The sequence below is a fragment of the Pseudorhodobacter sp. W20_MBD10_FR17 genome (assembly GCF_052119765.1).
In the GTDB taxonomy this organism is placed as follows: domain Bacteria; phylum Pseudomonadota; class Alphaproteobacteria; order Rhodobacterales; family Rhodobacteraceae; genus Pseudorhodobacter.
The window spans coordinates 189,073-208,832 of record NZ_JBGQOQ010000002.1; the positions used below are offsets into that span (position 1 = coordinate 189,073).

Below are 19,760 nucleotides of genomic sequence, written 5' to 3' on the forward strand. Positions count from 1 at the left end.
TCTTGTGTGCCGGCTTCGGGATAAAAGGTGACCGGGTGGGCCAAACCCGTGAAACGTAAGCTCGTGTTAACCCAAACCTGACAACGTAGCCTCTAGAGCTTTTAGCAAAATGGGGGCCACATGGACGGCGGTATAACAGATCTTGCGCAAATTTCGCCCGGCATCGCCCATGCGCCGAACAAAGAACGGCGGGCCAGCAGGCGCAACCTAACCAACCGCGAAAAAGCGGCGGTGATTGTGCGGCTTATGCTTGCCAAAGGCGCGCCGATAACACTCTCAGGCCTGCCTGAACATATCCAAGCCTCGCTTGCCGAACAAATGAGTAAAATGCGGTTGATTGACCGCCGCACACTTGACCGTGTGGTCATTGAGTTTGTCACAGAATTGGAAGAGGTGGGCCTGTCCTTTCCCGGCGGGATAGAGGGGGCATTGTCAATTATGGACGGCCATATTTCCTCGACCGCTGCCAGCCGCCTGCGGCGCCTTGCAGGCGCCTCATCCCGCGCCGACCCTTGGGACAGAATCGCGGCCCTGCCGTTGGAACGTTTGCTGCCGGTGCTTGAAGAAGAAAGCGTCGAAATTGCCGCTGTGATGCTGTCCAAACTGGCTGTACCAAAAGCCGCCGAGTTGCTAGGCAAGCTTGATGGTGAACGCGCGCGGCGCGTTGCCTTTGCCGTATCGCGCACCGGTAACGTCGACCCCGAAACCGTACGCCGGATCGGCCTGTCCTTGGTAACCCAGCTTGAAAACCTGCCAGCGCGGGCCTTTGACACCGGGCCTGTCGAGCGTGTCGGCGCGATTCTGAACGTGACCCCGCAACTGATCCGCGATGAGGTGCTGGCCGGTCTTGATTTGGATGATGAAGACTTTGCACTGCGTGTGCGTAAGGCAATCTTTACCTTCGTCCATATCCCGTCTCGGGTTAGCCCAAGGGATGTGCCAAAAATCACCCGTATTGTCGAACAACCTGTTTTGGTAACCGCCCTCGCGATGGCTGCAAGCAATGCCGCCCAAACCGCTACCGCCGATTTTTTTCTTTCCAACATGTCACAACGCATGGCGCAATCGCTGCGCGAAGAGGTTGCCGAGCGTGGAAAGGTAAAGGAAAAAGACGGAGAGGCCGCGCAATCGGCTATCATTACAGCGATCCGATCTTTGGAAACCTCGGGCGAATTGGCCCTGATCCAAGAAGAGGATCAATAGCGGCCTGACTAAATGGTCAATAAACGCGCTTTTGCTTTTTACTTCGGCAAAAGCACGTTAGCCTGTGGCTTGATCTTTGCAAATTGGACCCCGCATGAAGCTCTCCCTATCCGCCCGCCCCAGTATTGGCGCAAATGGGGCCGGCATTCTGTTCATGCTGCTCGCCATCTTCTGCTTTACCTTAATGGATGCCACCGTCAAAGCGATGGTCGATCGCTATCCAGCCCCCATGTTGGTTTGGGTCCGGTTTCTGGGCCAATTTCTTTTGGTCTTATTCCTACTACGTCATCGTTTTTTAAGCCATTTGCGCACAAAATACCTTGGCGTCCATATCGCGCGTGCTATCACCCAAATCGGCTCGACTGCGTTCTTTTTCACCAGCCTCGCCTATATCGGCCTTGCCGAGGCAACGGCTTTGATCGACACGAACCCTGTTTTCATCACCATAGGTGCGGCGCTATTCTTGGGCGAAAAACTGGGCCCGCGCCGTATTTTTGGTGTTTTCGCGGCACTCTGCGGTGCGCTGATTATTCTGCGCCCCGGTGCTGCTGTGTTTTCACCAGCGGCCCTTTTGCCGTTGATCGGCGCAACCAGCTATGCGGCAAACGCACTGATCACGCGCTGGATCGGCCCTAAGGAAAGCGCATGGACCTCGATGGTCTTTACCTCGGTCATTTGCACCGCGTTGGCCAGCCTAACCTTACCCTTCTTTTGGGTTCCCATTACCAGCACAGACTTGCCCAGATTTGCACTCGTTGGCCTGCTCGGTACCGTGGCCCAGCTTTGCATCATCCGCGCCTTCACTTTGGCCGAGGCATCGTCCGTCGCCCCCTTCGCCTATGCCGGAATTTTATTCGCAACAGTTTGGGGGATTTTGTTCTTTGGAAACTATCCCGATCATTGGACAGTCATCGGTGCGCTTGTGATCGTCGCTGCGGGGCTTTATGTTTGGCACCGTGAGACCCGCACCGCGCGGGCAGGCAAACTGACAGGCTGATGGTAAAAAAAATCAAACCCGAAAAACGGACCACGCGGATGCGCAACATACTGTTGCGCGGTTTGATTGGGGCGTTGCTGGCCCTGCCCTACCGGTGGCGGGTCCCCCTGTGTGGTTGGGTGATGGCCTATATCATCGCGCCGATTGCGGGCTATGATAAACGTGTGCGCGACAACCTTGCTCTGGTTTTGCCCGACTTACCGCCCGATGAGGTAAAGCGCATGATGCGCGCCGTGCCCCGCAATGTTGGCCGCACCTTGATTGAGATTTACTCTGGCGAGGAATTCATCGCCCGCGCCGCCGCCGAGCCGCTAAAAGGCGAGGGCTTGACCGCGCTAGATCAGGCGCATGCCGATGGGCGCCCTGTGATTTTGGTGACAGGGCATTTCGGAAATTACGATGCCAGCCGCGCCGCCCTTATCGCGCGCGGCTATCGGGTTGGTGCGCTGTACCGGCCAATGGGCGAGGCCGATTTCAACGCGCATTACGTCAAGGCCATCTCTCGCATCGGCACGCCGGTTTTTCCACGTGGCCGCGCAGGGCTGGCGGATATGGTGCGTTTTTTGCGGTCTGGTGGAATGTTGGGGCTGTTGATCGATCAACATATGGGCCACGGCGCGCCGCTATCTTTTTTTGGCCACCCCGCAATGACCGCCCTGTCCGCAGCCGAGTTGGCGTTAAAATATGACGCCCTTGTGGTGCCGACCTACGCGGTGCGCCGGGCTGGCGGCCTTGATTTTGATATTATAATCGAGCCACCGATCCCGCATGGCACCGCAAAAGACATGACCCAAGCGTTAAACGACTCGCTTGAGCGTCTGGTGCGCAAGCATTTGGATCAATGGTTTTGGATACACCGTCGCTGGAAGTGAACGACTAAATACCTAATCTGGAAAAGCACCTTAGCGCAATGTAGCGGCTGCAACAATCTCGGCAGGACCTTCGGCTTGCAGAATAACGGCCAGCCCTGCGTTGCCGTCAACAGGCACCTGCATGTCCAATTCGGTCGCGCCATCCCACTTGCCCACTACAGTCCAGGATGTCACAACATTGGTATAGGTAATTGCTTTTCCAGAATTTTCGCCACGCTCAATCTGAACCGTTTCCGTGGGTGAATAGCGCACCAGTTGCACCCGAATAGGACCATGCACGCCGCCAACCGGCACGGCCTCGATCGAAAGCATGTCTCCGTTACGGGTCAGCCGCACGCGACCCGGTGCCGTTTGCGACAACTGCTTTTCAACCGCCGCGCCAAGCTCAGCCGCGCGATTGCCAATAAGGCGATATTTCCCCTGAACAATCGCTTGCGGCGTATAAACCATCTTGTCCTTCGCATGATGGGCATAGGCTTTTTGACGTTGTGTAAACTGCGGGCTGGCAAACTTGTCTTTCCAGCCAAGGTAATCCCAGTAATCCACATGCAATGACAATGCCAGCAGACGCGGGTCTTTGCTCAACTCGGTCATCAATGCATCAGCCGCCGGACAAGACGAGCAGCCCTGTGATGTAAACAGTTCAACCACAACCGCGTCGTTGCTTTGCGCAAATACCGGCGCGGCCATAGACACCCATCCGGCGCAAATGGCTGTGAGCGTGTTTTTCATACTGTTGTTCCCATTTCCCCTAGTCTTTCCCTGTTTAGCCATATCAGCGCGCTGGGGCCAATCAAGGTTTTGCGAGGCCACGTTACAACCCTCTGCGCTGGCATTTTAGAGACACGTAAAATGCGGAAAAAAGGGGGCTGGATTTTCGGCATACTATTGTATACAAAGACACGACTCCCTTGCACAAATACCCTTTTACGGGCATTACCCAAGGGAAGAAATCGACATTCACGCCAGCCAGGAGGTTAGAAATGACCGTAACCGTCGGACATGACAGCACCAAGACCCGCCGCACCCTAACTGCGGGCGGCTCATCCATCGCCTATTACTCGATTCCCGCCGCGCAAGAGGCCGGCCTTGGTGATTTCACCAAGCTGCCAGCAGCCCTTAAAGTCGTGCTGGAAAACATGCTCCGCTTTGAAGATGGCAAAACCGTCTCGGTGGATGACATTAAAGCATTCGCCGAATGGGCCGTAAACGGCGGCAAAAACCCGCGCGAAATCGCCTACCGCCCTGCCCGCGTGTTGATGCAAGATTTCACCGGTGTTCCTGCCGTGGTTGACCTTGCCGCCATGCGTGACGGCATCATCGGTCTTGGCGGAAACGCACAGCAAATCAACCCTTTGGCGCCTGTTGATCTGGTCATCGACCACTCGGTCATGATCGATGAATTCGGCAACCCGCGCGCATTCAAGATGAACGTCGAGCGTGAATATGAGCGTAACATTGAACGCTACACCTTCCTGAAATGGGGCCAAAACGCCTTTAACAACTTCCGCGTTGTGCCCCCAGGCACCGGCATTTGCCACCAGGTAAACCTTGAATATCTGGCGCAAACGGTTTGGACAGACAAAGACCAACACGGCCAAGACGTGGCCTATCCAGACACGCTTGTAGGGACCGACAGCCACACGACCATGGTCAACGGTTTGGCCGTTCTGGGTTGGGGCGTTGGCGGGATTGAGGCCGAGGCCGCAATGCTGGGCCAGCCCGTCTCCATGCTGATCCCCGAAGTTGTTGGCTTTAAACTGACCGGCGAAATGATCGAGGGCACAACTGCGACCGACCTCGTGCTGAAAGTCGTTCAAATGCTGCGCGCCCACGGCGTTGTCAGCAAATTCGTCGAATTTTACGGCGAAGGTTTGGACAAACTGCCACTGGCTGACCGCGCAACCATCGCCAACATGGCACCGGAATATGGCGCAACCTGCGGCTTTTTCCCAATCGACAACGAGACCCTGCGCTACCTGCGCAACTCGGGCCGTGATGAGGACCGTATTGCCTTGGTCGAAGCCTATGCCAAGGCCAACGGCATGTGGCGCGATGCCGATTATGCACCGATCTACACCTCGACGCTGGAGCTCGACATGGGCACCATCGTCCCTGCGATCTCTGGCCCCAAGCGCCCTCAAGATTACGTGGCATTGACCCAATCCAAAGCCGGTTTTGCCAAGGAAATGGAAGCGACCTTCAAGCGCCCATTGGGCAAAGAAGTTGCCGTCGCTGGTGAAGATTACACCATGTCTTCGGGCAAGGTTGTTATCGCCTCGATCACCTCGTGCACCAACACCTCCAACCCTTACGTCATGATCGGCGCCGGTTTGGTGGCACGCAAAGCCCGCGCTTTGGGCTTGAACCGCAAACCTTGGGTGAAAACATCGCTTGCCCCCGGTTCGCAGGTCGTGTCGGAATATCTTGAAGCCGCAAACCTGCAAGAAGACCTTGATGCCATCGGCTTCAACTTGGTCGGCTATGGCTGCACCACCTGCATCGGCAACTCTGGCCCGCTGCAGCCCGAAATCTCGGCCGCTATTGCCGAGGGTGACCTTGTTGCGACTGCCGTTCTGTCGGGCAACCGCAACTTTGAAGGCCGCATTTCGCCTGACGTTCGCGCCAACTACCTCGCCTCCCCACCGCTCGTGGTGGCCTATGCGCTGGCAGGTGACATGAACATCGACCTGACGACCGAACCGCTGGGCATCGGCTCGGACGGTCAAGACGTCTATCTGAAAGACATCTGGCCCACCAACCAAGAAATCGCCGAGCTGGTCGAAAGCACCGTGACCCGCGCTGCCTTCTTGAAAAAATACGCCGATGTGTTCAAGGGCGACGAAAAATGGCAAGCCGTTAAGACGCCAGATTCGGAAACCTACGACTGGCCAGCAAGCTCGACTTATATCCAAAACCCGCCCTATTTCCGCGGCATGGCAAAAACGCCGGGCGTGATTGCAGATATCAAAGATGCCCGCGTTTTGGCGCTGCTCGGCGATATGATCACCACCGACCACATCTCGCCTGCAGGCTCGTTCAGTGCCACCTCACCTGCTGGTAAATACCTCGTGGAGCGTCAGGTTGCGCCCAAAGACTTCAACTCTTACGGCTCGCGCCGTGGGAACCACGAAGTGATGATGCGCGGCACCTTCGCCAACATCCGCATCAAAAACGAGATGCTAGATGGCGTAGAAGGTGGCTACACCAAAGGGCCGGATGGCGTGCAAACATCGATCTTTGATGCGTCGATGGCCTATCAAGAGGCTGGCACCCCGCTGGTCATCTTTGGTGGCATCGAATACGGCGCAGGCTCCAGCCGTGACTGGGCCGCCAAAGGCACCGCACTGTTGGGCGTCAAGGCCGTTATCGCGGAATCGTTTGAACGGATCCACCGCTCCAACCTCGTTGGCATGGGCGTGATCCCGTTCGAATTCACCGGTGGCGACACCCGCAAAACCTTGGGCCTGACAGGTGACGAACTGGTCAGCATCGAAGGCTTGGCAGGCGATCTTAAGCCTTTGTCGTCGGTACCGTGCCACATCACCTATGCCGATGGTAAAACCAAGACGATCCAAATCAAATGCCGGATCGATACGGCGATTGAAAAGGAATATGTCGAGCATGGCGGCGTGTTGCACTATGTGCTGCGCAACTTGGCAAAAACAGCCTAAGCCACGACTCTTGAAAAAACTGCGACAGAAAAGCGCCCCATCGGGGCGCTTTTTTCATGCCAAACATATGCTGTTATACCGCTGTTAAAGCCTTGGTCGGATAATGAAGCTCACATTCACCACCAAAGGCCCGGCAACATGCGCTTCCAACGCTTCGCGTCACATTCCGACATTGATATTCACCTGCAACGCTGCAAACCCCGACCCGGCATCGCAGAACCGCTGCCATGGGCCCCGGCCCTCATCGGCCTCGGCTTGATGGTCATCATGCAAACCCAGCTTTGAAATCCGCGCCTCGCTTTGGCAAATTCACGGCTTTCTGTTCGGCGAAAATATCCTCGGGGGGCCGTTTGCAGCAGCAAACGGCATAGGGGGCAGACAGCCCCCTCCTTTTTCCTGTGATTTTTTGTTAAAAAATCGGGCGTTACTTTGACGCCTCGGCAATCGCTGGCCGAATGCTCCGTTCCAGCTCTTGCTCTGTAATCGGCCCGGCAAAGCGCAAAATAATCTGGCCCGCGCCATCAATCACATAGGTCTCGGGCACGCCATAAACGCCCCAATCCAAGGCCATCCGCCCGCCATCTTGGCCAATCGCAGTATAGGGATTGCCCAGCTCGCCCAAGAACCCCTGCGCATCCTCGACGCGGTCCTTATAGTTCACACCATAAATCGTGATCCCTTCACCCGACAGTTTCTCCAATATCGGATGCTCGGCACGGCATGGTGCGCACCAGCTGGCGAAAAAATTCACCAGCTTCACGCCCGGCAGGCGCAAATCGGCATCTGCAAACACAGGCCCCTCGCCCAAAGGCGTCACGCGCACCGCAGGTGCAGGCTTACCCGCAAGCACCGATGGCAAGTTGTCAGGGTCGTCGCGATTCATCCCGACGATGAACAAAGCTGCCAAGCCTGCAAACAATACAGGCGGCAAGAACATCAATACCTTAGCCATGTTTTTTAGCCTTTGCTTTCATCGCGGCCTTGGACGCCCGCGCCTCGACCTCAGCCAACGTCTTGCGCACCCGCGCGCTTCGCCACAGGCTCCACGCGACCAAAACCACAATCAGCCCGAGCGAGGCCGCATAAGACCCCAGCACCGCGCCCGCATATTTCCCAAGTTCTGGCATCATCCCATCCGCTCCCGTGCCAACAGCGCAGCCAAACGCCGCGACCGAATTTCCGTCCGCGTCCGCAGCAACACCAAAGATATGAACAGCAGCACAAACCCCGCGATACACACCAACGCGGGGTACCAAAATACATCCGCCACGTTCTCTTTTTTATCCAGCGACAGGGACGCACCTTGATGCAGCCCTTGGTTCCAGAAATTCACCGCATAGCGCGACAGCAGCGCAAAAACAGACCCAACGATGCACAAAACGCTGGTCAAATCGGCGGCGGTATCGGGGTCATCTACCGCTTGCCACAGCGCGATATAGCCCAGATAGAACAGCGCCAAAATCAAAAAGCTGGTCAAACGCGGGTCCCATGCCCACCACGTTCCCCACATCGGCTGGCCCCACAGTGCGCCGGTTGCCAGCGCGATCAGCGTGAACGTCAACCCAATCGGCGCCGCCGCCTTGGCCGCCAAGGCCGACACATGGTGCCGCCGTACCAGCCACACGAGGGACGTAACCAACATCATCACCCAGACATTGATTGCCATCATCGCGGCGGGCACATGCAGATAAAAAATCTTGACCGTTGATCCTTGTTTATAATCGTCTGGCGTCCAGAAAAACCCCCAAGCCAGCCCGACCACAAGGCACAACACCGATGCCACCGCCACAAAGGGTAACACCCAGCGTGACAGCTGCATAAACTTCTGCGGATTTGCATATTCCCAAAGTGACATGGCGATTAGCTAAACTTTCCTTGTTTCGGCGGCAAGCTGTAACACAGTTTGCTCACCGCAGGTTGATACGGATTGCCGCAGCCGAGGCAAAAGGCAGCAGCGCCGCCACCCCCGCCGTGATCGCGGCCAACAGCGCAAGCGGCGTGGCCGTGGCCATTCCATCGGCCCCGCGCTTCACCACTTCGGCACCAAAAATCAACGTCGGCACATAGAGCGGCAGCACCAGCAGCGACAACAGCAACCCGCCGCGTTTCAACCCCACCGTCAACGCCGCGCCAAACGCCCCGATCACTGACAGCGCAGGTGTACCCACCGCCAATGACACCACCAGCCAGAAATACCCCGCCGCAGGCAAGTTGAGCAGCACCCCCAGCACCGGCGCCACCAGCGTCAGCGGCAGCCCCGTCACCAGCCAATGCGCCAGCGCCTTAACCGCCACCGCGCCCTCCAACGGAATTGGCGCAGTCACCAGAAGGTCCAGCGACCCATCTTCAAAATCCAGCGCAAACAGGCGATCAAGGCTCAGCAAACAGGCCAGCAACGCACCAACCCACAATATGCCCGGCGCGATTTTCGCCAGCAACGCCGAGTTTGGCCCCACGCCCAAAGGCACCAGCACCGCCACCAGCAAGAAAAACGCAAGGCCAAGGCCAAAGCCGCCCCCCGCCCGCATCGCCAGCCGCATATCCCGAACCAACAGCGCGATCATGCGAAATCCCCGCCAAACGCTGCACCAAACGCCCCGCCGCTATCGCCATTGCGAGCACGATATGGCCCCAAATCCAGCACTTCGGCCTCTAGGCCTAAATCGATATGCGTGGCAATCAACACCGACCCGCCTTGCGCCAAATGCCCGCGCACCACATCGCCAAACAGCGCAACAGATGCGGTATCAAGCGACACTGTCGGCTCATCCAGCACCCAAATCGGCCGCCCAGTTACCAACAACCGCGCCAGCCCCAACCGCCGCTTTTGCCCCGCCGAAAGGTTCGCGGCCTGACGGTCGCGCAGGTCAACCAGATTCATCTGCGCCAACGCATCAGCCACCTGCGCCGTGCCATAAACCGCCGCCCAAAAGGCCAAGTTTTCGGTCACAGTCAGCGTGGTTTTCAGCCCGTCGGCATGGGCGGCATAGGCAATCGCCTCTGCGCCAACCGACACGCTGCCCGCCACACTGGGTTGCAGCCCCGCCACGCAGCGCAATAACGTGGTTTTGCCAATCCCGTTTGGCCCGCGCAGCACCAGCCCGCGCCCAGCTGGCAGGGCAAAACTCACCCCCTCCAGCACGGTCACACCCCCACGGGCCACGGCAAGCTGATCTACACGCAATTCCATTACACCAGCCCTATCCCAAGATGCCGCGCCGGAAAAGGGCGCAACCTGTCGCAAGCTGCCTTAAAGCAGTTCAATATCGCCCTCGGCGCGCTTGGCATGGAAATCGGCGACAAAGCGGGCCAAGGCCCCCGCGCCAATCGCCGCCCGCAAACCCGCCATCAGGTCTTGGTAATAATGCAGGTTATGCCATGTCAGCAGCATCGAGCCGATAATTTCGTCCGAGCGGATCACATGGTGCAAATAGGCGCGCGAATACTGGCGGCACGCGGGGCAACCGCAGGCCTCATCAAGCGGTCGCGGGTCATCTTTGTGCCGCGCATTGCGCAGGTTGACCTGCCCGTGCCGCGTCCAGCCCTGCCCCGTGCGCCCCGAACGTGACGGCAAAACGCAGTCCATCATATCAATCCCGCGTTCAACCGCGCCGACGATATCGTCGGGCTTGCCAACGCCCATCAAATAGCGCGGCTTATCCGCTGGCAGCATATCAGGCGCGTAATCGAGCACGCCAAACATCGCCTCTTGCCCCTCGCCCACGGCCAAACCACCCACGGCATAGCCCTCAAACCCGATCGCCTTCAACGCCTCGGCACTCTCGGCCCGCAAGTCGCGTGTCACGCCGCCTTGCTGAATGCCAAACAGCGCATAGCCGGGCCGATCACCAAAGGCATCGCGCGACCGCTGCGCCCACCGCATCGACAGCGCCATCGACTTTGCCACTTCGGCATCGGTCGCGGGTAAGGCGGGGCATTCGTCAAAGCACATCACGATGTCCGACCCCAACAGCTTTTGAATTTCCATGCTGCGCTCGGGGCTAAGCATATGTTTTGAGCCGTCAATATGGCTGGAAAACTGTACGCCTTCTTCGGTCAGCTTGCGCAGATTGGCAAGGCTCATCACCTGAAAGCCGCCCGAATCCGTCAAAATCGGGCGGTCCCAGTTCATGAATTTATGCAGGCCGCCAAGGGCCGCAATCCGTTCGGCCGTGGGGCGCAGCATCAGATGATAGGTGTTGCCCAGCAAGATATCGGCCCCTGTCGCGCGCACCGATTCCGGCAGCATCGCCTTGACCGTGGCCGCCGTGCCAACCGGCATAAACGCAGGCGTGCGCACCTCGCCGCGCGGGGTTGAAATCACCCCTTGCCGCGCGCGCCCGTCCGTTGCCGTCACTTCAAACCCAAACCGTTGCACCATTGCAGCCCCCATTTTTGCAGCCCCTTTTGGGCAACCCACACAGAAAAGCCAAGCCCTTACGGGGGCCGCGGCACAAATCAGCCCCTTGCCCCGAGGCGTTTGCGCGGCGATATTCACCCAAACCGCACCGAAAGGCCGCCCATGCTGCGACTTGCCGCTCTTTTTCTTTGTGTCAGCTTTCCTGCCCAGGCCGAAACCGCGCTGGTCGCCGTGGCCGCAAATTTCGCCCAAACCGCAGCAAAGCTCGCCGATCAGTTTCAAGCCCAAACCGGCCACCACATCGACATCACCACCGGATCGACCGGCAAGCTCTATGCCCAAATCACCCAAGGCGCGCCGTTCGATGTGCTGCTATCCGCTGATAGTGAAACCCCTGCGCGGCTGTTTGCCGATGGGCATGGCCAGCCACAGCCCTATGCAATCGGTTTACTGACACTCTGGGCACCATTGGCCGCGACAGGCCTTGCCCCCGCCGACCTGCTGCAAAGCCCAAGCATCCGCCATATCGCAATCGCCAACCCCGACCTTGCACCTTACGGGCAAGCGGCGGTTGCGGCGCTACAGGCGATGGGGCTGGACGCCACGCTAAAGGATAAAATCGTGATGGGCCAAAATGTAGGCCAAGCCTTTGCTATGGTGGATACGGGTGCTGCCGAGGCCGGTTTTATTGCCAAGTCAGCCTTGCCCACCGCCGCCAAAGGCTATGTTTGGGATGTGCCCGCCAGCCTTGCCCCGCCGATCCAGCAAGACGCGATCTTGCTGCAACATGGCGCCAAAAATCCCGCCGCAATCGGGTTTCTCGCCTACCTGACCAGCCCAAGTGCGCGCCAAACCATCTCCCAAAACGGTTATGGTCTACCATGAGCTTGCCTGACCTCGGCCCGCTTTGGCTCTCGCTTCACCTCGCTGCCGTGACCACGCTGCTTTTACTGGCGCTCGGCACGCCGCTGGCATGGTGGTTGTCGCAAACACAGTCGCGCGCCAAACCTGTGGTCGAGGCGCTGACCGCCCTTCCCCTTGTGCTACCGCCTACCGTCCTTGGCTTTTACCTACTGATTCTGTTCAGCCCCACGTCCAGCTTTGGCGCGTTCTGGCTGCAAGCCACGGGGCAGACGCTGACCTTTTCCTTTACCGGCCTCGTCATCGCCTCGATGCTCTACTCATTGCCCTTTACCGTCCAACCGCTTCAAGCCGCGTTCGAATCTATCGGCCGCGCACCACTCGAGGCCGCCGCAAGCCTGCGCGCCTCACCCTTAGACAGCTTTTTTACCGTCGCCGCCCCCATGGCCAAACGCGGCTTTCTAACGGCAATGGTCCTCAGTTTTACCCACACCTTAGGCGAATTTGGCGTGGTGCTGATGGTTGGCGGCAATATTCCGGGCAAAACCAAGGTCATTTCCATCGCGATTTATGAGCATGTTGAAACCATCAACTACGCCGATGCCCATGTGCTCTCGGCCATCTTGCTGGTGTTTTCTTTTGTGACCTTGATGTTGGTCTACAGCCTGAACCGCCGCTTTCCGCAGGGGGGCAGCGCCTGATGCTGACGCTGGATGTCACCCACAGCTATCTCGGTTTTCACCTTAGCGTGCAGCAAACCCTGCCATCAACGGGGCTGACGGCGCTGTTCGGGCGGTCAGGCTCGGGCAAATCCACCTTGCTGCGGATCATTGCAGGGCTGGATGCGGGCGCCAAAGGCCGTGTGGCGTGGAACGGCCAGCCGTGGCAAGACACGGGCCATTTCACCCCGCCCTACGAACGCGGGCTTGGCTTTGTCTTTCAAAACACGCGCCTGTTTCCGCACCTGACCGTGGCGCAAAACCTAGCCTATGCCGACAAACGTGCCAAAGGGCTGCCTGGCCCGACATTGCCTGATATTATTGACGCGCTGGACCTTGGCCCGCTGCTGCCCCGCCATCCCGCCACGCTTTCGGGGGGCGAGGCCTCGCGGACAGCCATTGGCCGTGCCTTGTTGACCCGCCCGCGTATGCTGCTGATGGATGAGCCGCTCGCCGCCCTTGATGAGGCCCGCAAATCCGAGATTCTGCCCTATATCGAACGCCTGCGCGACCAAATCGGCACCCCTATCCTCTATGTCAGTCACAACATGGCCGAGGTTGCCCGCCTCGCCACACACCTGATGCTTATCGACGCAGGCCGCATCACCCATCACGGCCCGATTGAGGCGCTGCTGGCCGACCCAAGCACCGCGCATGCCCTTGGGGTGCGTGAGGCCGGCAGCATTGTGAACGCCACCCTGACCGCCCAAGATGCAGACGGCCTGACCCAGCTTGCCACCTCGGCAGGTCCGCTGTGGCTGCCACAGATCACAGCCCCCATTGGCAGCCGCATTCGCGTGCGCATTTTGGCACAAGACGTGATTTTGTCGCGCAGCGCACCCACCGGCCTTTCGGCGCTGAACATCCTGCCCGCCACCGTCACCGATCTGCGGACAGGCGATGGCCCCGGCGCGTTGGTGCAGCTGCGTGTTGGCGCCGACCTTATCCTTGCGCGCATTACCCGCCGCTCGGCCACAGATCTTGGGCTGGCCATTGGCACCGAATGCTTTGCCATCCTCAAATCCGTTTCGGTTGCGCGCGGCAGCATTAGCACCACCCCCAATGCAAAAAGCGCACCTCCAAGCTTGTGACCGATACAAAACTTTGCCCCCTTTCCCTTGCACCCTTTTGCAATATGTTCCATCACTCGGATAACACGAAACATATCGGGCCACCCCGCGATGGGTGCCTGTGCTACGCAAGGAAATGGGCAAGCCAATGGTTGATGCAGCGATGAAACCCACCGAAGAAATCTCCGTCCGTGAGGTTTTCGGGATCGACACTGATATGAAGATCAAAGGCTTTGCCGAGCCGACAGACCGCGTGCCAGCAATTGACCCGACGTATAAGTTTGACCCCGACACGACTTTGGCGATCCTTGCAGGCTATGGTTATAACCGCCGCGTCATGGTGCAGGGCTATCACGGCACGGGCAAATCAACGCATATCGAACAGGTCGGCGCGCGGCTGAATTGGCCAACTGTGCGCGTTAACCTTGACAGCCATATCAGCCGGATCGACCTGATCGGCAAAGACGCGATCAAGCTGCGTGATGGCAAGCAGGTCACCGAATTCCACGAAGGCATCCTGCCGTGGGCGCTGCGCAACCCCGTAGCCATCGTGTTTGATGAATATGACGCAGGCCGCGCGGACGTGATGTTCGTCATCCAGCGCGTACTGGAAACAGACGGCAAGTTGACCCTGCTGGACCAGAACGAGATCATCACGCCGCACCCATCCTTCCGCCTTTTTGCCACCGCAAACACCGTAGGCCTTGGCGATACGACGGGCCTGTACCACGGCACCCAGCAGATCAACCAAGCCCAGATGGACCGTTGGAGCCTCGTCGCCACGCTGAACTACCTGTCGCACGACGCCGAAACCGCGATCGTTTTGTCGAAAAACCCGCATTACAACACAGAAAAAGGCCGCAAGACGATTTCCCAGATGGTTACCGTCGCCGACCTGACACGCACCGCCTTTATGAACGGTGATCTGTCGACAGTTATGTCACCGCGTACCGTAATCACATGGGCCGAAAATGCGCGCATTTTCCAAAACGTCGGCTATGCCTTCCGCCTGACCTTCCTGAACAAATGCGACGAGCTGGAACGCCAAACCGTGGCCGAATTCTACCAGCGCTGCTTTGCCGAGGAACTGCCGGAATCAGCGGCCAGCATGGCGATGAAATAACGTTGGGTGGGGGCTTACCCCACCCTCGCCGGAACGGTGGGCTAACCCCCACCCTATAGGGGCCAAAGATATGAGCAAACCAACCGATAACCCCGCCGATCCGTTCAAAAAGGCCTTGGCAGAGGCCACCAAAGTCTTGGCCAATGATCCGGACATGACCGTATCCTATTCGGTCGACCCATCTGGCATGACCAAAGAAGGCGTACGCCTGCCGCAAGTCAGCCGCCGTATGACACGGGATGAGGTACTGCTGGCCCGTGGCACTGCCGATGCCTTTGCCCTGCGCCGCAAGTACCACAATGACGCCACCGCAGCGAAATACGCCCCCAGTGGCACCCTTGCCCGCGAAATCTATGAGGCGATGGAAACTGCCCGCTGCGAGGCCGTTGGCGCCCGTGACATGCCCGGCACCGCAGGCAATATCGACGCCAAAATCGGGCATGAGGCCACGCGCAAGGGCTATGCCGACATCACCCAATCCGCCGACGCCCCCTTGCCCGTGGCGGCTGGCTACCTTGTGCGCCACCTCGCCACAGGCCGCGACCTGCCAAAAGGCGCGGACAATGTGATGAACCTCTGGCGCGGCTTTATGGAACAACAGGCCGGGACCACGCTTGAAAACATTGACCATGTTCTGGCCGACCAAGCCGCCTTTGCCCGCCTTGCCCGCAAAGTGATTTCCGATCTTGGCTATGGCGACCAGTTGGGCGACGATCCCGATGCCGAGGACGAAGACCCCGATGCAGGCGACGACGCCCAAGCTGAGGAAGAACAGCAAGACAGCACCGGCGAAGACGACAGCGAGGATGAAAATTCCGAAGCCGCGCCCGAGCAATCCCAAGAGGAACAGCAAGACGCAAGCCAAGCCCAAGTGTCGGAAGACGATATGTCTGACATGGAAGAGGGCGAAGAGGCTGAGATGCCCGAAGGCGACGCGCCACTAGAGCCGCCGCCCCCTGCGCCGCATTCTGCTGCCGACCCGAACTATGCCGTCTATACCACGGATTATGATGAAGAAATCCGCGCCGAAGATTTGGCCGAACTGGCCGAGCTTGAACGGCTGCGCGCCTATCTTGACCAGCAGCTTGAGCCGCTGAAAGGCGCCGTCTCGCGCCTTGCCAACAAGCTGCAACGCCGCCTTCAGGCGCAGCAAAACCGCAGCTGGTTGTTCGATCTAGAAGAAGGCACGCTGGACGCAGGACGCCTTGCCCGCGTGGTTGCCAACCCCACGACGCCACTGTCGTTCAAGCAAGAAAAAGACACCGAGTTTCGTGATACTTGCGTGACCCTGCTGATTGATAACTCTGGCTCGATGCGCGGGCGGCCCATTTCCATCGCTGCAATCTGCGCCGATGTTTTGGCCCGCACGCTAGAGCGTTGCTCGGTCAAGGTTGAAATCCTCGGCTTTACCACCCGTGCGTGGAAGGGTGGGCAAAGCCGTGAACGCTGGCTGGGCGCTGGCCGTGTTCAACAACCCGGACGCCTGAACGATCTGCGCCATATCATCTATAAATCCGCCGATGCACCGTGGCGTCGCGCGCGGCCAAACCTTGGCCTGATGATGAAGGAAGGGCTGCTGAAGGAAAACATCGACGGTGAAGCGCTGGAATGGGCGCACCGCCGCATGCTGGCCCGCCCCGAAGCGCGTAAAATCTTGATGGTTATTTCCGATGGCGCGCCGGTTGACGACTCAACTTTGTCCGTTAACCCAGCGAATTATTTGGAAAAACACCTACGCGATGTGATCGCCATGGTAGAAAAGAAAAAGGCGATAGAGCTGATCGCTATCGGTATCGGCCATGACGTGACACGCTATTACAACCGCGCGGTGACCATCACTGATGTCGAACAATTGGCCGGCGCAATGACCGAGCAACTTGCAGGTCTGTTTGATACCGACCCCCGCAAACGTGCGCGGGTTCTGGGGATGCGAAAGGTCGGCTAAATGCACCAAACCTTTGACGCCACCGCCAACCCTGCCCAAGGCCCTGCACGGCTTGCGGCTTTGCGCGCCGCTTTGGCAGAAAATGGACTCGCAGGCTTTATCATCCCCCGCGCCGATGCCCACCAAGGCGAATATGTGGCAGCAAAGGATGAGCGTTTACAATGGCTTACCGGGTTTACCGGCTCGGCCGGCTTTTGCATCGTGCTGCCCGATACGGCGGGGGTTTTCATCGACGGCCGTTACCGCACCCAGGTGAAAACCCAAGTCAAGCTGGCCCACTTCACCCCCGTTCCATGGCCCGAAGTAAAACCCGGCCCGTGGATTGCCGAGCATCTGCCCCAAGGTATCATTGGGTTTGATCCGTGGCTGCACAGCGCGGATGATATTTCTGCACTTGAGAAATCACTTGAAGAAACGGGCATAACCCTTTTGGGCACAACGAATTTCATCGATTCAATTTGGCCTGACCAACCTGGCCCGCCAATGGGCAAGGCCTTTGCCCACCCAGATGCACTTGCAGGCCGTACCAGCACTGAGAAATGCCAATCCCTTGCGGCGCAATTGGCCGCAGCCGGTCAGAAATCTTGCGTTATCACCCTGCCGGATTCGCTGTGCTGGCTTTTGAACATCCGTGGCGCAGATGTCCCGCGCAATCCGGTACTACACGGGTTTGCGATCTTGTATGATGACGGGCGCGTCACCCTATATGCCGAACCTGCCAAATTCGATGAAACCACGACCGCCCATCTTGGCCCACATGTCAAAATCCGCCCCCCTTCGGCCTTTGTCCCCGCTCTGCGGACGCTGCAAGGCCCCGTGCGGGTGGATCGTGGCACCGCCCCTTTGGCCGTGTCGCTGGAATTGGCCGATGCCGATGTCGAAACCATGTGGGGCGAAGACCTTTGCCGCCTGCCCAAAGCCTGCAAAACCGAGGCCGAAATATCTGCCACCCGTACCGCACATCTGCGCGATGGCGCTGCAATGGTCGAGTTTTTGTGCTGGCTCGATGCCACCGCCCCGCAGGGTGGTCTGACAGAAATCGACGTGGTGACAGCCCTCGAATCCTATCGCCGCGCCACCAACCAACTGCATGATATCAGCTTTGACACCATCTGCGGCGCAGGCGAGCATGGCGCAATCATGCATTACCGCGTCACCCATGACAGCAACCGCCGTGTGAAATCTGGTGAGCTGCTGTTGGTCGATAGCGGCGCACAATATGTCGATGGCACCACCGATATCACCCGCACCATGGCGGTCGGCCCTGCCCCAGAAGGGGCGGCCAACGCCTATACACGCGTGCTGCAAGGCATGATCGCGATTTCGCGTGTGCGCTGGCCGCGGGGCCTTGCGGGGCGCGATCTTGACCCATTGGCGCGCTATCCTTTGTGGCTGGCGGGCATGGATTTTGACCACGGCACCGGCCACGGCGTTGGGGCGTTCCTGTCGGTCCATGAGGGCCCGCAGCGGATTAGCAAACTGTCTGAAGTGCCGCTGCAACCGGGGATGATTCTGTCAAATGAACCAGGGTATTACCGCGAAGGTGCCTTTGGTATCCGTCTGGAAAACCTGATCGTGGTCATCCCCGCGCCACAACTAACGGATGATCGCGATCAGTTGAGTTTTGAGACCTTGACCTTTGTGCCTTTGGACAAACGCCTGATCGACACCACGATGCTGTCAAAAGGCGAGCGTGACTGGTTGAACGCCTACCACGCGCAGGTTTTTGAAAAGCTGGAAGCGCGCGTGTCGCCTGCGGCCCGCGATTGGCTGACACAGGCGACTTTGCCCCTGTAAACTCTAGGCCCCCGCAAAACCTAGGCCCCCGTAAAACCTAGGCCCCCGTAAAACCTAGGCCACTGTAAACGCTAGCCGCGCGCCATCTCGGCCGCGGCAGTTTCGCGGATTCGCTCAACCATCGCCCGCACGCCGTTCGACCGTTGTGACGATAAATGTGCGTCCAGCCCAAGGCGTGCCAACTCGGCAGGCGCATCGATTTTCAGCACCTCGGCCACCGTTGCCCCCGCATAAAGCGCATGCAAAACAGCGATCAAACCGCGCACGATCATCGCATCGCTTTCGCCCTCAAAGCCAAAAACCGCAGTCGCCCCTTGCCCGTCAATCGTCGGGCGCAGCCACACCTGACTGGCACAACCGTTGACCTTTAGCGCAGGCACTTTGAACGCGTCATCCAAGGGCGGCATCTCTTTACCCAAGGCGATGACATGGCGATATCGCTCTTCCCAATCCTCCAAAAACTCGAAAGTTTCGGCAATATCTTCAAAGGCGGCGCGGGCCATAGTGTCTGCTCCGATCAAATTTCGTCCTTGATTAGCGCGTTCATGCCATAAGGTCCAGCATCTGGCACAATTCCCCACAGCAAGTGCTTTTCAAACGCTCCACTATCGGCTACCCAAGAGTCATAAGTTGAACGGGAAATATGCAATGAACAAAACGTTGGTCACAGCCCTTTGCGCAACACTGGCCCTCGGGGCCTGTTCCTCGATCGGCAAATCGCGCCTGAACCCGTTCAATTGGTTCGGAAAGTCAGAAGAGACACAGGTCGTCGCGCCCACAGCTGCTGCAGTCGACGAACGCGCGTTGGTCGCGCAAGTGACCGATTTGACGCTGGAAAAAATGCCCGGCGGCGTGATTGTTCGTGCGACAGGCCTGCCCCCGACCCAAGGATTTTGGGAGGCAGAATTGGTCGCCCGCCCGATCGAAGACGGCATAATCGCCTATGATTTCCGCGTTTTCCCGCCGATTACGCCCAAGGCCTCATCAACCACCCAATCGCGTGAGGTTATTGTTGCGGCCTATCTTTCGAATATCAAGCTTGAGTCAATTCGCCAAATCACCGTTCAAGGTGCCGGCAACGCCCGCACAAGCCGCCGATAAGCGCGGCTTGGTCGGCACTGCTAGCACGCGAATTTTCG

General features: G+C 58.5%; 20 protein-coding genes. 12 read left to right on the forward strand and 8 right to left on the reverse strand.

The genetic code is table 11. The features are described 5' to 3' along the window. The first annotated feature begins 120 nt into the window (after positions 1-120). The 3 genes from ACEN2J_RS02460 to ACEN2J_RS02470 all read left to right on the forward strand — a co-directional run bounded on the left by ACEN2J_RS02460 (position 121) and on the right by ACEN2J_RS02470 (position 3,072). Entirely contained in the window at positions 121-1,203 is a 1,083-nt protein-coding gene (locus ACEN2J_RS02460) for a flagellar motor switch protein FliG (protein ID WP_442102993.1), read from the forward strand. A gap of 94 nt (positions 1,204-1,297) precedes the next feature. After that, entirely contained in the window at positions 1,298-2,200 is a 903-nt protein-coding gene (locus tag ACEN2J_RS02465; protein ID WP_442102995.1) for a DMT family transporter, read from the forward strand. After that, positions 2,200-3,072, forward strand: a complete 873-nt coding sequence (locus ACEN2J_RS02470) for a lysophospholipid acyltransferase family protein (RefSeq protein WP_442102997.1) — start codon at positions 2,200-2,202, stop codon at positions 3,070-3,072. Before ACEN2J_RS02465 ends, ACEN2J_RS02470 begins: the two co-directional genes overlap by 1 nt. 30 nt (positions 3,073-3,102) lie before the next feature. Here ACEN2J_RS02470 and ACEN2J_RS02475 read toward each other — a convergent pair whose 3' ends face one another. Next, positions 3,103-3,804: a DUF1223 domain-containing protein gene (locus ACEN2J_RS02475; RefSeq protein ID WP_442102999.1), complete on the reverse strand. Its 702-nt coding sequence runs from the start codon at positions 3,802-3,804 to the stop codon at positions 3,103-3,105. Between the two features lie 251 nt (positions 3,805-4,055). Between ACEN2J_RS02475 and acnA the strand changes: the two genes are divergently transcribed. Further along, the gene (gene acnA / locus ACEN2J_RS02480; RefSeq protein WP_442103001.1) at positions 4,056-6,746 is read left to right on the forward strand and encodes an aconitate hydratase AcnA; all 2,691 of its coding nucleotides are present in this window, start codon (positions 4,056-4,058) and stop codon (positions 6,744-6,746) included. A 138-nt stretch (positions 6,747-6,884) separates the two neighbouring features. After that, positions 6,885-7,031 carry a hypothetical protein gene (locus ACEN2J_RS02485; protein ID WP_442103003.1) on the forward strand — a complete coding sequence of 49 codons (147 nt, stop codon included), beginning with the start codon at positions 6,885-6,887 and terminating at the stop codon, positions 7,029-7,031. Positions 7,032-7,170: 139 nt separating this feature from the next. On the opposite strand, the gene ACEN2J_RS02490 is transcribed toward ACEN2J_RS02485, so the two are convergent. Genes ACEN2J_RS02490 through tgt form a run of 6 tightly spaced genes read right to left on the reverse strand, consistent with a single transcriptional unit; the run spans position 7,171 to position 11,127 of the window. Then, complete coding sequence (locus tag ACEN2J_RS02490; RefSeq protein ID WP_442103005.1) at positions 7,171-7,698, reverse strand: DsbE family thiol:disulfide interchange protein; 528 nt, start codon at positions 7,696-7,698, stop codon at positions 7,171-7,173. Next, a complete protein-coding gene (gene ccmD, locus ACEN2J_RS02495; protein WP_442103007.1) occupies positions 7,691-7,876 on the reverse strand; it encodes a heme exporter protein CcmD in 186 nt (61 codons plus the stop codon). Before ccmD ends, ACEN2J_RS02490 begins: the two co-directional genes overlap by 8 nt. Then, complete coding sequence (locus tag ACEN2J_RS02500) at positions 7,873-8,601, reverse strand: heme ABC transporter permease (protein WP_442103009.1); 729 nt, start codon at positions 8,599-8,601, stop codon at positions 7,873-7,875. Before ACEN2J_RS02500 ends, ccmD begins: the two co-directional genes overlap by 4 nt. 52 nt (positions 8,602-8,653) lie before the next feature. Then, complete coding sequence (ccmB, locus tag ACEN2J_RS02505) at positions 8,654-9,310, reverse strand: heme exporter protein CcmB (protein WP_442103011.1); 657 nt, start codon at positions 9,308-9,310, stop codon at positions 8,654-8,656. After that, complete coding sequence (gene ccmA, locus ACEN2J_RS02510; protein WP_442103012.1) at positions 9,307-9,936, reverse strand: heme ABC exporter ATP-binding protein CcmA; 630 nt, start codon at positions 9,934-9,936, stop codon at positions 9,307-9,309. The genes ccmB and ccmA overlap by 4 nt, the downstream gene beginning before the upstream one ends. 60 nt (positions 9,937-9,996) lie before the next feature. Continuing rightward, the gene (tgt, locus tag ACEN2J_RS02515) at positions 9,997-11,127 is read right to left on the reverse strand and encodes a tRNA guanosine(34) transglycosylase Tgt (protein ID WP_442103044.1); all 1,131 of its coding nucleotides are present in this window, start codon (positions 11,125-11,127) and stop codon (positions 9,997-9,999) included. Positions 11,128-11,268: 141 nt separating this feature from the next. Between tgt and modA the strand changes: the two genes are divergently transcribed. The 6 genes from modA (at position 11,269) to ACEN2J_RS02545 (ending at position 18,621) form a co-directional block, all read left to right on the forward strand. Then, positions 11,269-11,991, forward strand: a complete 723-nt coding sequence (gene modA / locus ACEN2J_RS02520; RefSeq protein ID WP_442103013.1) for a molybdate ABC transporter substrate-binding protein — start codon at positions 11,269-11,271, stop codon at positions 11,989-11,991. After that, a complete protein-coding gene (gene modB / locus ACEN2J_RS02525) occupies positions 11,988-12,668 on the forward strand; it encodes a molybdate ABC transporter permease subunit (protein WP_442103014.1) in 681 nt (226 codons plus the stop codon). Before modA ends, modB begins: the two co-directional genes overlap by 4 nt. After that, on the forward strand, positions 12,668-13,777 hold the full coding sequence (gene modC, locus ACEN2J_RS02530) for a molybdenum ABC transporter ATP-binding protein (protein WP_442103016.1): 1,110 nt from the start codon (positions 12,668-12,670) through the stop codon (positions 13,775-13,777). The genes modB and modC overlap by 1 nt, the downstream gene beginning before the upstream one ends. Before the next feature lie 115 nt (positions 13,778-13,892). Further along, the gene (gene cobS, locus ACEN2J_RS02535) at positions 13,893-14,879 is read left to right on the forward strand and encodes a cobaltochelatase subunit CobS (protein ID WP_442103046.1); all 987 of its coding nucleotides are present in this window, start codon (positions 13,893-13,895) and stop codon (positions 14,877-14,879) included. Between the two features lie 70 nt (positions 14,880-14,949). Continuing rightward, positions 14,950-16,824, forward strand: a complete 1,875-nt coding sequence (gene cobT / locus ACEN2J_RS02540; RefSeq protein WP_442103017.1) for a cobaltochelatase subunit CobT — start codon at positions 14,950-14,952, stop codon at positions 16,822-16,824. Next, a complete protein-coding gene (locus ACEN2J_RS02545) occupies positions 16,825-18,621 on the forward strand; it encodes an aminopeptidase P family protein (RefSeq protein WP_442103018.1) in 1,797 nt (598 codons plus the stop codon). Between the two features lie 71 nt (positions 18,622-18,692). Here ACEN2J_RS02545 and ACEN2J_RS02550 read toward each other — a convergent pair whose 3' ends face one another. Continuing rightward, complete coding sequence (locus tag ACEN2J_RS02550; RefSeq protein WP_442103048.1) at positions 18,693-19,124, reverse strand: SufE family protein; 432 nt, start codon at positions 19,122-19,124, stop codon at positions 18,693-18,695. Positions 19,125-19,269: 145 nt separating this feature from the next. Here ACEN2J_RS02550 and ACEN2J_RS02555 point away from each other — a divergent pair, with 145 nt between their 5' ends. Next, entirely contained in the window at positions 19,270-19,722 is a 453-nt protein-coding gene (locus ACEN2J_RS02555) for a hypothetical protein (RefSeq protein WP_442103019.1), read from the forward strand. The last annotated feature ends 38 nt before the right edge of the window (positions 19,723-19,760 follow it).